The organism is Mesorhizobium sp. LCM 4576 (assembly GCF_001854815.1).
Classification (GTDB): domain Bacteria; phylum Pseudomonadota; class Alphaproteobacteria; order Rhizobiales; family Rhizobiaceae; genus Mesorhizobium; species Mesorhizobium plurifarium.
On the sequence record NZ_MDDT01000018.1, the window covers coordinates 143054 to 157071 of the forward strand.

The window sequence follows — 14018 nt, forward strand, 5'->3', positions numbered from 1 at the left end:
GTCGAATCCCCGACACCGCATAAATAAGAAACGCGAAAGCGGGCGAAAGCTTTACGACGACATTTCCTGGCGAGCGCTCTTTACCTGACGTGGCACTGCCTCTAAAACCGCGCCGCCGGCCAACATCCATGTGATTGGCGCCTCCGGCTAACCCTCTGCATGCTGCTGAGCATCCTTCCGCATGCATTTCACCACCCGCGCTCGTTTGCGGGACTGGATAGGAGAACCCTGATGCCGAATTCCGTTTCCCTGACATTTCCCGATGGTTCCGTCCGTGAATATGACGCGGCGCTGACCGGCGCGGGGCTTGCCGAATCGATCTCCAAGTCGCTGGCCAAGAAGGCTGTCGCCTACAGCCTCGATGGCACCGTGCGCGATCTTTCCGATCCGCTCGGCACGTCCGGCAAGGTCGAGATCATCACCCGCGAGGATCCGCGCGCGCTGGAACTCATCCRCCACGACACGGCGCATGTGCTGGCCGAGGCCGTGCAGGAGCTGTGGCCGGGAACGCAGGTGACCATCGGGCCGGTGATCGAGAACGGGTTCTATTACGACTTCGCGAGGAACGAGCCGTTCACGCCGGACGATTTCCCGGTGATCGAGAAGAAGATGCGCGAGATCATCCAGCGCAACAAGCCGTTCACCAAGGAAGTGTGGTCGCGCGACAAAGCGAAGAAGGTCTTCGCCGACAAGGGGGAGCGCTACAAGGTCGAGCTGATCGACGCCATTCCGGAGGATCAGGACATCAAGATCTACGCGCAGGGCGACTGGTTCGATCTGTGCCGCGGCCCGCACATGGCCTCGACCGGGCAGATCGGCAACGCCTTCAAGCTGATGAAGGTGGCGGGCGCCTATTGGCGCGGCGACTMGAACAACCCGATGCTGACCCGCATCTACGRCACCGCCTGGGYCGATCAGGCGCAGCTCGACGCCTACCAGACGCTGCTGGAAGAGGCCGAGAAGCGCGATCATCGCAAGCTCGGCCGCGAGATGGACCTGTTCCATTTCCAGGAAGAAGGGCCGGGCGTCGTCTTCTGGCACGCCAAGGGCTGGAAGATGGTGCAGAACCTGATCAACTACATGCGCCGTCGCCTCGACGAGCACGGCTATCAGGAAGTCAACGCGCCGCAGGTGCTGGACAAGAGCCTGTGGGAGACGTCGGGACACTGGGGCTGGTATCGCGACGCGATGTTCAAGGTCACCGTCGCCGGCGACGACACCGACGACGACCGCGTCTTCGCGCTGAAGCCGATGAACTGTCCCGGTCACGTCCAGATCTTCAAGCATGGGTTGAAGTCCTACCGCGAACTGCCCGTTAAGCTTGCGGAGTTCGGCAATGTGCATCGTTACGAACCGTCGGGCGCGCTGCACGGGCTGATGCGCGTGCGCGGCTTCACGCAGGACGACGCGCATATCTTCTGCACCGAGGAGCAGCTGGCGGCCGAGTGCCTGCGCATCAACGACCTGATCCTGTCGACCTATGCCGATTTCGGCTTCGAYGAGGTCAGCGTGAAGCTCTCGACCCGGCCGGACAAGCGCGTCGGCACCGACGAGGCCTGGGACCATGCCGAGGCGATCATGAGCAACGTGCTGGAGACGATCCGCACGCGCTCCGGCAACCGCATCAAGACCTCGATCAATCCGGGCGAGGGCGCTTTCTATGGGCCGAAATTCGAATATGTGCTGAAGGACGCAATAGGCCGCGAATGGCAATGCGGCACCACGCAGGTCGACTTCAACCTGCCGGAGCGCTTCGGCGCCTTCTATATCGGCTCGGATTCGGAAAAGAAGCAGCCGGTGATGGTGCATCGCGCGGTCTGCGGCTCGATGGAGCGGTTCCTCGGCATCCTGATCGAGAACTATTCYGGCCATTTCCCGCTGTGGTTCGCGCCGCTGCAGGTGGTGGTGGCGACGATCACCTCGGATGCGGACGAATACGCCATGAAAGTGGTCGAGCGACTGAAGGCTGCGGGACTGCTGGCCGAGACCGATCTGCGCAACGAGAAGATCAACTACAAGGTGCGCGAGCATTCGCTCGCCAAGGTGCCGGTCATCCTCGTCTGCGGCAAGCGCGAGGCCGAGGAGGAAACCGTCAACGTTCGCCGGCTGGGTTCCCGCGACCAGGAATCGCGAAAGCTCGACGATGCGGTGAAGGCTCTCGCCGAGGAGGCGGTCTCGCCCGATCGCAAGCGCCGCGCGGCAGCCTGACATACCAGCACTTTCTAAAATGGCGGTGGCGTGCCCACCGCCATTTTCATATGCCTGTCACGCCAGCCCTGTAACGAGCCGCCATGCTCAAATTGAAACTGYGGGAAAGACGTTTTCCCGAGCTCTCCTATGCCAACCCGCATCAGCCGGTGCTGACGCGCTGGTTCATCCATTCCGTCGAGGGCTTGTCCGGCCGCGACCGCTTCGCCGCGCTTTACGATTTCTGGCGCCGGCAGGTGGTGCCGACCGGCGATCGCGTGTTCARCCGCATGCTGGAATTGATCGACGTCAAGGTTCGCAACGCCGTGCAGTGGCCGCCGGYGACGCTGCCGGATACGCCGCTGGTCATCGTCGCAAACCATCCCTTCGGCATCGGCGACGGCATCGCGGTGTTGTCGCTGGTCGAGCAGCTCGGCCGGCCGTTCCGGGTCATGATCCACAAGGACCTGCTCAGGATCCGCGAGATGGAACCCTATTCGCTGCCGATCGATTTTTCCGAGACCAAGGAAGCGCTGAAGAACAACATGGCGGTGCGCCATGAAGCCGTGCGGCTGTTGAAGGAAGGCGTCACCATCGTCGTCTTCCCGGCCGGCGGCGTCGCCACGGCGCCCAAGGGTTTCGGCCGCGCCATCGACCTGCCGTGGAAGATGTTCCCGGCCAAGCTGATCCAGGACGCCAAGGCCTCGGTCATCCCGATGCATTTTTCCGGCCAGAACGGCCGCCTGTTCCATCTCGTCAGCGGTCCGATGAACATGGCCGAGCGCGACAACCGCGTGGCGAAGTTCATCGGCAAGGCATCGCTGACGCTGCGCACCTCATTGCTCATCCGCGAGTTCGCCCGCCTGTCGGGCAAGGCGATCGAGGTGCGCATCGGCGACGTGCTGAGATGGAGCGACCTCGAGCCGCTGCGCGACCGCAAGGCTCTGCTCGACCGCCTCTATCGCGCGGTCTTCGACCTTGCGGCGCCTTCCACGCAGCGTGGCCGCGTGCCGTTCCTGCGGATGCGAAAGGCGGCCTGAGTAGAAGAGATCAGTCCGCGCCTTCCTCGGGATCGATGGCGGACTGTTCGTTGGCCACGACCTCGATTTCCTGGTTCTGGCCGGCGACGACCGTGAAATCCTTCTGGTAGATGCGGTCGCGGTTCTTGGCGATGATGGTGTACTGGCCCTCGGCCAGCACCATCGAGGCGAAGGCGCCGACCGCTTCCTTGATCGGATCGCCGCTCTCGTTGAGCAGCGACCAGGACGTGTCGGCGATGGCTTCGCCGCCGGGCTCGCGCACCAGCTTCATCGTCATCTCGGCGGCGCGGTGCTCGACGGTCGCTTCCGTCAGCTTGCCGGCCTCGACGCGGATATCGGAGCGGATCACCGCGTTGACCGCGCCATAGGTGGAGACGACATGATAGGTGCCGGCGTTCAGGCGCACCACGGTGTTCGGCGCGACGTCGGGGGCGATCAGCGGCCGGTCGCCATTGGCCGCGGCCTCGCCTTCGTAGATCGAGAAGCGCAGTTTCTTCGGCGGGATGGGCGCGCCGCCCGATGTCACCGCGTCGAGCTTCAGGCCGCCGGCGTCGAGGACGAGGCTTTCGCGCCTGGCTTCCTTGCCGACTGTGATGCGCTTGGTGGCGCCGGCGCGTCCGTAGGAGGCATGGACGAGATAGCTGCCGGGGTCGAGCTGGAACACGGCCGTGCCGCCATGGGCGGATGCCACCATCGGCAGCTTGCCATCGCTGGCGGGCTGCGGCTTGAAGACCCGCCAGACGATGCCGCGGGTGATGTCGGCACCCTTGTCGGTCAACTGCGCCGACAGCGTGATGGCGCCGCCATTGCCGAGCGCCAGCGGTCCCTCCGACTTCGGCGTCGCGTAGCTCGAAATGCCCGGAAGCTTGATGTCGCCGACATCGTTGGCGTTCTGGGCCAGGGCGAAGGAAACCGGCACCGCGAATAACGCAGCGACGAGTGCGATCACGAAAAGGCGCAGAGTCCCCTCAAACATGCCTTGCGTTGAAGYCCAAGGCGGTGGCAATTTCAAGGCCTAGGAGCGCGCTGCTTCCCCTCAGCGGCTTCTTATTCGGCGCAAAACGCCACCGCCCGAGCCGCCCGACCTCCCGATGGCGTGCTTCAGCTCAAAATCGAATGCCTTCAGGAGACTTGGCCCCCATGGCGTCGCCGATCATAGACTTCCTGCTCACCCGCAATTCCGCGCCGATTCCCGACCTCAAGGAGCCGGCGCCGAGCGATGCCGAGATCGCGACGATGATCGCGGCCGCCTCGCGCGTCCCCGACCATGGCCGGCTCGAGCCCTGGCGCTTCATCCTCTATCGCGGCGAGGCGCGCGTCGAGATCGGCAAGAAGCTGGCGGCGCTTGCCGAACAGCGCGAGGGGCCGCTGCCGGAAGGCCGGCGCAACCAGGAACTGGCGCGCTTCTCGCGCGCGCCACTGGTGATCGGCGTGGTGTCGGTGCCGAAGGAAAACCCGAAGATCCCGCAATGGGAGATGTTCCTGTCGGGCGGCATGGCRGCCATGAACCTGATGATCGCGGCCAACGCGCTGGGCTATGGCACCAACATGATCAGCAACTGGTATTCCGACGTGACCGAGGGCAGGGCGATCCTCGGACTCTCGCCGCGGGAGCGCGTCATCGGCTTCGTCCATATCGGTTCTTATCAGGGACCCGCACCGGATCGGCCACGGCCCGATCCGGCGAAGCTCTACGCCGATTACGCCGGCCCCTGGGCCGGTTAGTCACATCCTGCGCGCCTTTGACGCCGCGGCTGCCACGCTGGAGGAGGGACTGGCCCGACGCGCCGTCATGACGGCGCGCACATAGCCGGGCTCGCCGATGCGGATGCTGCCGTCGGGAAGCCCCAGGATGCGGTCGAGCRCGATCTCGTAGAGCCTGACACGCCTTTCCAGGGTTTCGATCGCAATGTCCATATCGGCATCGCTGCCGCCGGYGAATGYCTTGGYGATCACATCGTGCGTGGCCAGGCCGAACTGCATGACGATGTCGGCGACKCCTTCCGGATCGAAGGTGCGGAAGGTTCCGTCCGCAACGCCTTGCTTGATGATTTCGACCAGCAAGGGCGAAAAGGCCGCGTTGGCCGCCACGTTGATGCGGTGGAACAGCACCAGGTTTTCCGGCCGGAACATCGTCTCGAACAGTGCCCAGGCTTCCGCCGCGGTCTCGACCTTGGCCTGCCGTGATTTCGCGAGCAGGGCGTTGAGGCGTCCGAGCGGATCGAGCGCCRGATCGCCGAGCACATCCTGGACGCCGGCGAGCGCCTGCCTGGCGAAACGCTCCGCCAATGCCTCCAGCAGGGCCTCCTTGGAGGCGAAGTAGTGATAGAAGGCGCCTTTCGAGATGCCGGCGGTGGCGATGACGTCGTTGAGGCTCGCTTTGTCGTAGCCATGCATCAGGAACAGCGCCTGGGCATGGTCCAGCAGCTCTTCTCGCCTGAGCTCCGGGTGCTTGATGATACGTGGCATGACAAAACCTTGTGCACGCGGCAGCCGTTTGCGTCCAGATGCCTCGCGCTGATTGCGCTTGAGCATAGACCGTCGGTCGGTATAATAGACCACTGGTCGGATTCGACAACGGTGGCGGGGGACGTCACGGAAGGTTGGTCATGTTCTCGAGATTGGTTTTCCAGACATTCATATGGTTCGGCGTCATGGGCGCGCTGATGTTTCTGTCGGCCGGCACGCTGCGGTGGACCGCAGCCTGGGTGTACATAGTCGTGATGGTCGGACTGAGCCTTACCATGGGCGTGGCGCTCGCCCGGCGCGATCCAGGCCTGATGAACGAGCGCCTCCGTCCGCCGATCCAGAAGACCCAGACCGCGGCCGACAAGATATTGCTGAGCATATTGCTCATCGGCATTTTCGCCTGGCTGGTCCTGATGGGGCTCGATACCCGTTTCGGCTGGTCGGTAGTTCCCGTCTGGGTGCAGGTGATCGGCGCTCTGGTGCTGCTCGTCGGCATCTGGATCTGCTATCTCACGATGCTGGAAAACAGCTTCGCGGCGCCTGTCGTGAAGATCCAGGACGAGCGTGGACAGAAGGTGATCACCACCGGTCCATATGGCTATGTCCGCCACCCCATGTATGCGGGCGCCATAGTCTATTTCGCCGGCACCGCGCTGCTGCTTGGCTCCTGGTGGGGACTGGCAGCGGTCCTCGCCTTCATCCTGCTGCTCGCCCTCCGCACCTTCATCGAGGAAAAGACCTTGCGGACCGGCCTGCAGGGCTATGACGATTACGCCGCGCGCGTCCGCTACAAGCTGATCCCGATGGTCTGGTAGCGGTCAGACGGATACGCCTGCCGCCTTGGCGCGCGCGAGCAGCCGCTCGGCCAGCCGCAGATGCGGCCTGTCGTACATCTTGCCGTCGATGCCGACGACGCCCGGATTTCCCGACGCCGCGAAGGCCTCTACGATCGCCCGTGACCGCGCGACCGCTTCGGCGGACGGCGTGAAAGCGGCGTTGATGACGGGCACCTGCGCCGGATGGATCGCCATCTTGCCGGTGAAGCCGTCGCGCTCGGCCTCCCGGCATTCGGCCTCGAAGGCGGCCATGTCGCGGAAATTCGGAAAGACCGTGTCGATGGCGGCGACTTCGGCCGCGCCCGCCGCCAGAATGGTCATGGTGCGCGCCAGGCGGAACACGTCGGTGTATCGGCCGGTCTCGTCGCGGGCCGTGCGCGCGCCGATCGCGGCGGACAAATCCTCCGCGCCCCAGGTCAGGCCGGCAAGCCGCGCGCTCGTTCCGGCATAGCTTGCCGCCGCGAGCACACCTGCCGCGGTCTCGGAGATGATCGGCAGGATTCTTATAGCGCCGTCCGGCAGCCCGTTCTCTGCCTCATGCACCCGCAGCTTCGCCGCCAGTTGCTGGACATCTTGTCCRCTGTTCGACTTCGGCAGCATGATGCCGTCGGGCTTCGCCGGGACAAGAGCCGCAAGGTCTTCGTCCGTCAGGCCGGTGGAAAGGTCGTTGACCCGCACATAGATGGCCGAACCTGTCCGGTGCCTTCGGCTGGAGATGAAACCGGCCGCGGTCGCGCGCGCCGCCGCCTTGTTGGCGGCGGCAACGGAATCTTCCAGATCGACGATGATCACGTCGGCGCCGGCCTCGAATCCCTTTTCCAGCTTGCGCTCGGAATCGCCGGGCACGAACAGCAGCGAGCGCATCAGGCCGCCTTCCTCAGCATCATCGCCTGCCTGGTGCATTTGGCGACAAGAACGTCGTTCTGATTGTAGGCGCGGTGCTCGAACTCCACGATGCCGCGATCGGGTTTCGACTTGGAGTCGCGTACGGAGACGACCGTCGTCTCGACCCGGATGGTGTCGCCGTGGAAGACGGGGTGCGGGAACACCGTCTCCTTCATGCCGAGATTGGCGACGGTCGTGCCGACCGTGATGTCGTTCACCGAAATGCCGATCATCAGGCCAAGCGTGAACAGCGAGTTGACGAGCGGCTTGCCCCATTCGGTCTTCGCGGCAAAGTCGAAATCGATGTGCAGGGGCTGCGGGTTCAGCGTCATCACCGAGAACAGCATGTTGTCGCTCTCGGTCACGGTCTTGCGCAGCGTGTGGCGGAAGACATGGCCGACGACAAACTCTTCCAGATAAAGYCCGGCCATGGTTCGATCTCCTCCAATGTCGTTGCTTGATAGGCGTTGCCTGCGCCTCCATCAAGCCGGTTAAGAAACATGGTGAACCGTTCGTAAACCATTTCCAGCCTACCGTTCACAGCGGGGCCGGGGACATTCCGRCAGGGGCGCAGCTGATCGGTATGGTTGTTTCGCATTTTCTAAAATGGATTGATACGGCAAGGGTTTCCGAGCGCGCCGCCGCCGCGAGCGCGCTGGCGCGCGCCTATATCAATTCCGATCTGCCGTTCGAGGATCGCTGCGCCGCAGAGGCGGYGCTGACGCTGCTTCTGGACGACGCTTCCTCCAAGGTGCGCCTGGCGCTCGCCGAGGCGCTGTCGATGAGCCATCACGCGCCGCCGCAGGTGATCAGCGCCCTGGCCGCCGACCAGCCGGAAGTGGCGGCGCTGGTGCTGGCGCGTTCGCCGCTGCTTACCGATGCCGACCTGGTCGAGCGCGTCGCCTGCGGCCAGAAGGCGACGCAGAAGCTGATCGCCAACCGTCCGGTGGTCTCGATGTCGCTGGCGGCGGCAATCGCCGAGGTCGGCGAACCGGAAGCCTGCGCCGTGCTGATCGGCAACAGCGGCGCCGAGATTGCCTCGCTCAGCTTCCGCCGCATGGCCGAGCGGCACGGCCACCTGCCGCTGGTGCGCGAAGCACTGATCGCCGATCGGCGCCTGCCGGCCGACTGCCGGCACATGCTGCTGGTCAAGCTCGGCGAGACGCTGAAAGGCTCGCCCCTGGTGCTGGCGATGATGGGGGCCGCGCGCGCCGATCGCGTCATGCGCGACGCCTGCGTGAAGGCCTCTGTCACGCTGATCGAGGGAACGCGCATGGAAGAGCATGCCGCGCTGATCGAGCATTTGAGGCTGCGCGGCGACCTGACCGCAAGCTTCATCATCCGCACCGTCGCGCATGGCAAGGTGGATTTCTTCGGCTCGACGCTGGTGGCGTTAGCCCAACAGTCCGAGCAGCGGGTGACGGCGCTTCTCGCCGGTGGGCACGACGTGGCGCTGCAGGCGCTGTTCCGCCGCGCCGGGCTTGCGCCGGCGACGCATGGCATCATCCTGCGCGCGCTGAAAATCTGGCGCGAGGTCGCCAATGGCCGGCGTGTCGCCGGCGTGCAAGAGGTGAGCTGGCTGATGCTGAAGGAGCTCGGCGGCCAATCGGCCGAGGGCGATCTTGCCGGGCTGGTGAAGGCGATCCACCTCGACGCGCTGCGCGAAAACGCGCGCGGGCATGCGCTGGCCATCGCCGCGGCCTAAGGCATCATGTTCAAGGCTCAGCCGAGTTCCTCGGCCAGTCCGATGAGAAGCCCTTCAGGCCCGCGGATGTAGCAGAGCCGATACACGTCTTTATACCGGACCACTTCGCCTACGAGCGAAGCGCCGTGCTTGCGGAGCCTCTCCAGCGTGTCGTCGATGTCATCCACGGCGAACATGACGCGCAGATAGCCCAGGGCGTTCACCGGGGCGTTGCGGTGATCCGCCACGACGCGTGGCCTGAGGAAGCGGGACAACTCGAGTCGGCTGTGGCCGTCCGGCGTGCGCATCATGGCGATTTCGACATGCTGATCGCCTAGTCCGGTCACGCGCCCGGCCCATTCCCCTTCGATCGTGGCGCGCCCTTCGAGCTCAAGGCCGAGCTCGCGAAAGAAATCAACCGTCGCATCGAGGTCTTCAACGACGATTCCGATGTTGTCCATACGTTTGAGAGCCATCTGTCCACCTGGAAGTATCGACCAGTCTAACAAGGGACCTTTCCGAACCGGTCCGACCTGAAACGCGTCACGTCCCCAATTGTTCAGGCGCGACCCTTCGCAAAGAAATCCGGGTAATCCTCCATCGCCGCGGCGATAATGCGCAGGGAGGCGGCGATCTGCAACATTTCGAGCCGGTTGCTGCGTTCCGCGATATTGGCCGCATATTGCCTCGCCACCGCAATGGTCGCGGTCTGTGGTTCTCCAGGGCGCCGAAACAGCAACTCGCGCGCCAGGCCGCGCAGGAAATTGCCGATGGACTCGACTGTTTCGTGCGCGATGGCGGAGTTCAACTGGGCCTGGCGCAGCCGCAGCACCTCCAGCCCGACGGTGACGGCGGCGATGCTGCCGCCAAGCATGGGGTCGCCCTTGCGGCCCGTCCGCTGCACCTGCGGCATCAACTGGTTGATCCGGTCATAGGCGAGGCTTTCGAAGGCCGAGCGCCGGGGAATGCGCTCATGCAGGCAAAGCCGCGCCAGATCCTCACGCATCGCTTGCGAGATTCGCTCCACGGTGACCCAGGGATCGGCCGGCAGCACGACGATGAAAACGCCGATGGCGATCAGGATGCCGACCAGGATCGAGGCAGAACCGGCTAAGAACGGCCCGGGATCGTAGATCATCTGCTGATGCGGGCTGAGGAAGGCGAGGAAGTTGATGGCGAAGGCGGTGGCGACGCCGACATGGCGCGGATTGGCCATGCCGAGCGCCGCGGGCACCAGGATCGGCACGACGAAGAGCGTGAACCAGCCGAAGCCAGGCAGCGCCGGCAGCGCGACCTGGCCGACCAGAAAGGCAAAAGGCAGTGCGAGCAGCGTTCCGGTGAAGAAGCCCCAGGCCGACTGGACCGGGTCGGGGCGTGCCGCGAACAGGCTGGAGACGACGGCGACGAGGATGACGGTGCCGGCCGCTTCCGACCACTTGGTCGTCAGCCAGAAGATCGCCACGAGGAAGGTCGCGAGCGCGGCACGCACGGCGTTGYGGCATGCGGCCTGGTAGTCGCGGTGGACGACCAGCGCTGGCTGGCTTCGCTCGCTCGATTTGCGGGAGACGGGCGAGCGAAGCGCCTCCAAGCCGCGCATAACCTGCTTGAGCGCCTCGGCGAAATCGCCGGCAATGGTCAGGCGTGTGATGGTGCCGACCTTGTCTTCGCCCGGGTCGCCGGGGCCCGTGTCGCCGGGGCCCGTGTCCTCGGGGACCTTATCTTTGGGCAACTCTGGCATCTCCTTGGCCTTGGCCGCGATCGCGTCGAGCCGGGCGACCCAGGGACCTGTGTCGTCGAGTGCGCCAGGTGTTGCCGCCAGTTCGCCGACGAAGTTTTTCAGGTCCCGGCGCATCGGGATAAGCGCAGCATTCTTCGGCGCGCGATGGCTGTGCAGCGCGCGCGCCGCCGAAAGCGCCCATAGAAGCTGGCCGATCGTGCGCCGCACGGGATGGGCGCGGGTGGCGAAGCTCGGCGCTTCCAGCCGCGCATAGGTGCGCATCTCGGCGAGCGTCTGGGCGTCGGTGATGAGCTTGCGCTGCAGCGCGGCAAGGCTTGCCGGATCGCCTCCGGAAAAGGCGCCGCCGGCATATTCGGCGAGGTCGAGGATGCTGCGTTTCAGACGGGAGATGATGGCGTCGGCCGCGAGCTTCGGCAGGATCAGCCGGCTGGTGACGCCGGCGCAGACGATCCCAATCACGATTTCGGCRCATCGGGCGATCGCCAGGTCGACGACGACATGCGGCTGTCCAAGCGCCGGCAGGCTGATGATCATCGCCGTATAGCCTGCAAGGGCGGCGCCATAGGCTTCCGGGTTGCGCAGTAGCGAGGAAACGAGCGTGCAGACGCCGATCCACAGCGCCAGCACGGTGACCAGCAGCCAGGGATTGGCGCCGAACAGGGAGGTGATGCCGATGGCCGCCAGGCCGCCAGCCAGCGTGCCGAGCAGCCGGTAGAAGCCCTTCGCCAGCACCATGCCGGCGACCGGCTGCGCGACGATGAAGACCGTCATCATCGCCCATTGCGGATGGTCGAGCTTCAGCGCGTAGGCAACAAGCAGCGCGATCAGCCCCGCCGAAACCGTGCGCAGGGCGAAAATCCAATCCGAACGGGTCGGCTGCGTCAGGCCGCTCAGYGGTGCCTCGRCAAGCTCYTTCAGCCRCGTCCAGGTCACATGTCCGTCTCCATATCGGAGCCTGTTATGGACCGGATGACGTTCAGATATCCAGCACGTCCGTCTCGGCGAATTCGGCGCGCTCCTGGATGAAGCGGAAACGCGCCTCGGGCTTGGTGCCCATCAGCGCGTCAACGGCATCCTTGGTGGCCTGCTCGGCGTCGATCACGTCGWCCCTCAGAAGCGTGCGCTTCTTGGGATCCATCGTGGTTTCCTTGAGCTGCGAGGCCATCATCTCGCCCAAGCCCTTGAAGCGGCCGATCTCGACCTTGCCGCGCCCGGTGAACTCGGTGCGCAGCAACTCGTCCTTGTGCGCGTCGTCGCGGGCATAGCCGACCTTGCCGCCCTGCCGGATCGAATAGAGCGGCGGCACGGCCATGTAGAGATGGCCGCCGCGGATCAGGTTCGGCATCTCCTGGTAGAAGAAGGTGATCAACAGCGAAGCAATGTGCGCGCCGTCGACGTCGGCGTCGGTCATGATGATCACGCGATCGTAGCGCAGGTCCTCGTCGCGGTATTTCGAGCGCGTGCCGCAGCCGAGAGCCTGGATCAGGTCGGAAATCTGCTGGTTGGCGGCAAGCTTGTCGTTGCCGGCGCTGGCGACGTTGAGGATCTTGCCGCGCAGCGGCAGCACTGCTTGGCTGGCACGGTCGCGCGCCTGCTTGGCCGAACCGCCAGCCGAGTCACCCTCGACGATGAAGATCTCGGCGCCGGCGGCTGCGTTCTGCGTGCAATCGGCGAGCTTACCCGGAAGGCGCAGCTTGCGCACCGCGCTCTTGCGCGAGACTTCCTTCTCCTGGCGGCGCCGCACGCGCTCGTCGGCGCGCGCGATGACCCAGTCGAGAAGCTTCGAGGCTTCCTGCGGATTGTCGGCGAGCCAATGGTCGAACGGGTCGCGGATTGCGTTTTCGACGATGCGCATCGCCTCGATCGTCGCCAGCCTGTCCTTGGTCTGGCCGACGAATTCCGGCTCGCGGATGAATACCGACAGCATGCCCGCGGCCGAGATCATCACGTCGTCTGTGGTGATGATTGAGGCGCGCTTGTTGCCGATGAGGTCGGCATAGGCGCGCAGTCCGCGCGTCAGCACGTTGCGGAACCCGGCCTCATGCGTGCCGCCCTCGGGGGTCGGAATGGTATTGCAATAGGAGTTGAGGAAACCGTCGCCGCCGAACCAGGTGACGGCCCATTCCAGCGAACCGTGGCCGCCCTGCTTGTCGCTCTTGCCAGCGAAAACCTCGCGCGTGACCTGGAATTCGTCCCCCAGCGTCRCCTTGAGATAATCCTTGAGGCCGCCGGGGAAATGGAACTCGGCCTTGGCCGGCGTCTGGTCCTTGTCCTTGATCAGCGACGGATCGCAGGTCCAGCGGATCTCGACGCCGCCGAACAGATAGGCTTTCGAGCGCGTCATGCGGTAGAGCCGCGCCGGTTCGAAGGCGGCGCCCTTGCCGAAAATCTGCTCGTCGGGATGGAAGCGGGTCCTCGTGCCGCGGCGGTTGTGGACCTCGCCGAGATGCTCCAGACCGCTGACCGGGACGCCGCGGGAAAAACGCTGGCGATAGAGCTGGCGACCGCGCGCGACCTCGACCTCGAGATGGTCGGACAGCGCGTTGACGACCGAAACGCCGACGCCGTGCAGGCCGCCGGAGGTCTCATAGACCTTGGAGTCGAACTTGCCGCCCGAATGCAGCGTCGTCATGATGACTTCGAGCGCCGGCTTCTTGAATTTCGGATGCGGATCGACCGGAATGYCGCGCCCATTGTCGGTGACGGTCAGGAAGCCGTCGGCGGAAAGCTCGACGTCGATGAAGGTGGCGTGGCCGGCCACCGCCTCGTCCATCGAATTGTCGATGACCTCGGCGAACAGGTGATGCATCGCCTTGTCGTCGGTGCCGCCGATATACATGCCTGGGCGGCGCCGCACGGGCTCAAGCCCTTCCAGCACCTCGATATCGGCGGCGCTGTAGCCTTCGCTGCCGTCGCGGGCGGCGGTCGAACGCTTTGCTGCCTGCACCAGCGGATCGGCGGGGCGCGAGGGCGCGCGCACCGGCTGTGCCGGCTTTTCCATCTTGCCGAAGAGATCGTTGCTGTCGTCCATGCTGGGCCTAGCGTCCGGTAATGCGAATCACGTCTCGATACTGCCACGCTTTTGGCGGGCGAACGAGTTCCTGTTCCGTTCAGGGATCAAACTGTCTCTTATTCCAAAACCATTCGATAACCAAGCCGGCCGAAATAGGGCGATCGGC

At 64.8% G+C, this 14018-nt stretch carries 12 protein-coding genes; 5 read left to right on the top strand and 7 right to left on the bottom strand.

The annotated features are described in order from the left end of the window. Positions 1–231 precede the first annotated feature (231 nt). A complete protein-coding gene (thrS, locus tag LCM4576_RS10500; protein WP_071032029.1) occupies positions 232–2208 on the top strand; it encodes a threonine--tRNA ligase in 1977 nt (658 codons plus the stop codon). 83 nt (positions 2209–2291) lie between these two features. Beyond that, on the top strand, positions 2292–3227 hold the full coding sequence (locus LCM4576_RS10505; protein ID WP_071032030.1) for a lysophospholipid acyltransferase family protein: 936 nt from the start codon (positions 2292–2294) through the stop codon (positions 3225–3227). 10 nt (positions 3228–3237) lie between these two features. Here LCM4576_RS10505 and LCM4576_RS10510 read toward each other — a convergent pair whose 3' ends face one another. After that, positions 3238–4203, bottom strand: a complete 966-nt coding sequence (locus tag LCM4576_RS10510; RefSeq protein ID WP_071032031.1) for a hypothetical protein — start codon at positions 4201–4203, stop codon at positions 3238–3240. A 164-nt stretch (positions 4204–4367) separates the two neighbouring features. Here LCM4576_RS10510 and LCM4576_RS10515 point away from each other — a divergent pair, with 164 nt between their 5' ends. Next, entirely contained in the window at positions 4368–4952 is a 585-nt protein-coding gene (locus tag LCM4576_RS10515) for a nitroreductase (RefSeq protein WP_071032032.1), read from the top strand. On the opposite strand, the gene LCM4576_RS10520 is transcribed toward LCM4576_RS10515, so the two are convergent. Next, the gene (locus tag LCM4576_RS10520) at positions 4953–5696 is read right to left on the bottom strand and encodes a TetR/AcrR family transcriptional regulator (RefSeq protein ID WP_071032082.1); all 744 of its coding nucleotides are present in this window, start codon (positions 5694–5696) and stop codon (positions 4953–4955) included. A 140-nt stretch (positions 5697–5836) separates the two neighbouring features. Here LCM4576_RS10520 and LCM4576_RS10525 point away from each other — a divergent pair, with 140 nt between their 5' ends. Continuing rightward, complete coding sequence (locus LCM4576_RS10525; protein ID WP_071032083.1) at positions 5837–6511, top strand: isoprenylcysteine carboxylmethyltransferase family protein; 675 nt, start codon at positions 5837–5839, stop codon at positions 6509–6511. A gap of 3 nt (positions 6512–6514) precedes the next feature. On the opposite strand, the gene LCM4576_RS10530 is transcribed toward LCM4576_RS10525, so the two are convergent. Both LCM4576_RS10530 and LCM4576_RS10535 read right to left on the bottom strand, forming a co-directional pair. Next, entirely contained in the window at positions 6515–7396 is an 882-nt protein-coding gene (locus LCM4576_RS10530; protein ID WP_071032084.1) for a CoA ester lyase, read from the bottom strand. Continuing rightward, entirely contained in the window at positions 7396–7848 is a 453-nt protein-coding gene (locus tag LCM4576_RS10535; protein WP_041011475.1) for a MaoC family dehydratase, read from the bottom strand. Before LCM4576_RS10535 ends, LCM4576_RS10530 begins: the two co-directional genes overlap by 1 nt. 152 nt (positions 7849–8000) lie before the next feature. Here LCM4576_RS10535 and LCM4576_RS10540 point away from each other — a divergent pair, with 152 nt between their 5' ends. Further along, complete coding sequence (locus tag LCM4576_RS10540; RefSeq protein WP_071032033.1) at positions 8001–9122, top strand: DUF2336 domain-containing protein; 1122 nt, start codon at positions 8001–8003, stop codon at positions 9120–9122. Positions 9123–9139: 17 nt separating this feature from the next. Here LCM4576_RS10540 and LCM4576_RS10545 read toward each other — a convergent pair whose 3' ends face one another. From LCM4576_RS10545 to parE, 3 genes are all read right to left on the bottom strand, one after another. Next, the gene (locus LCM4576_RS10545) at positions 9140–9577 is read right to left on the bottom strand and encodes a VOC family protein (RefSeq protein ID WP_071032034.1); all 438 of its coding nucleotides are present in this window, start codon (positions 9575–9577) and stop codon (positions 9140–9142) included. Between the two features lie 83 nt (positions 9578–9660). After that, a complete protein-coding gene (locus LCM4576_RS10550; RefSeq protein ID WP_071032035.1) occupies positions 9661–11772 on the bottom strand; it encodes an FUSC family protein in 2112 nt (703 codons plus the stop codon). A gap of 43 nt (positions 11773–11815) precedes the next feature. Beyond that, positions 11816–13870, bottom strand: coding sequence for a DNA topoisomerase IV subunit B (parE, locus tag LCM4576_RS10555; protein ID WP_071032036.1), 2055 nt, complete (start codon positions 13868–13870; stop codon positions 11816–11818). Between the last annotated feature and the right edge of the window lie 148 nt (positions 13871–14018).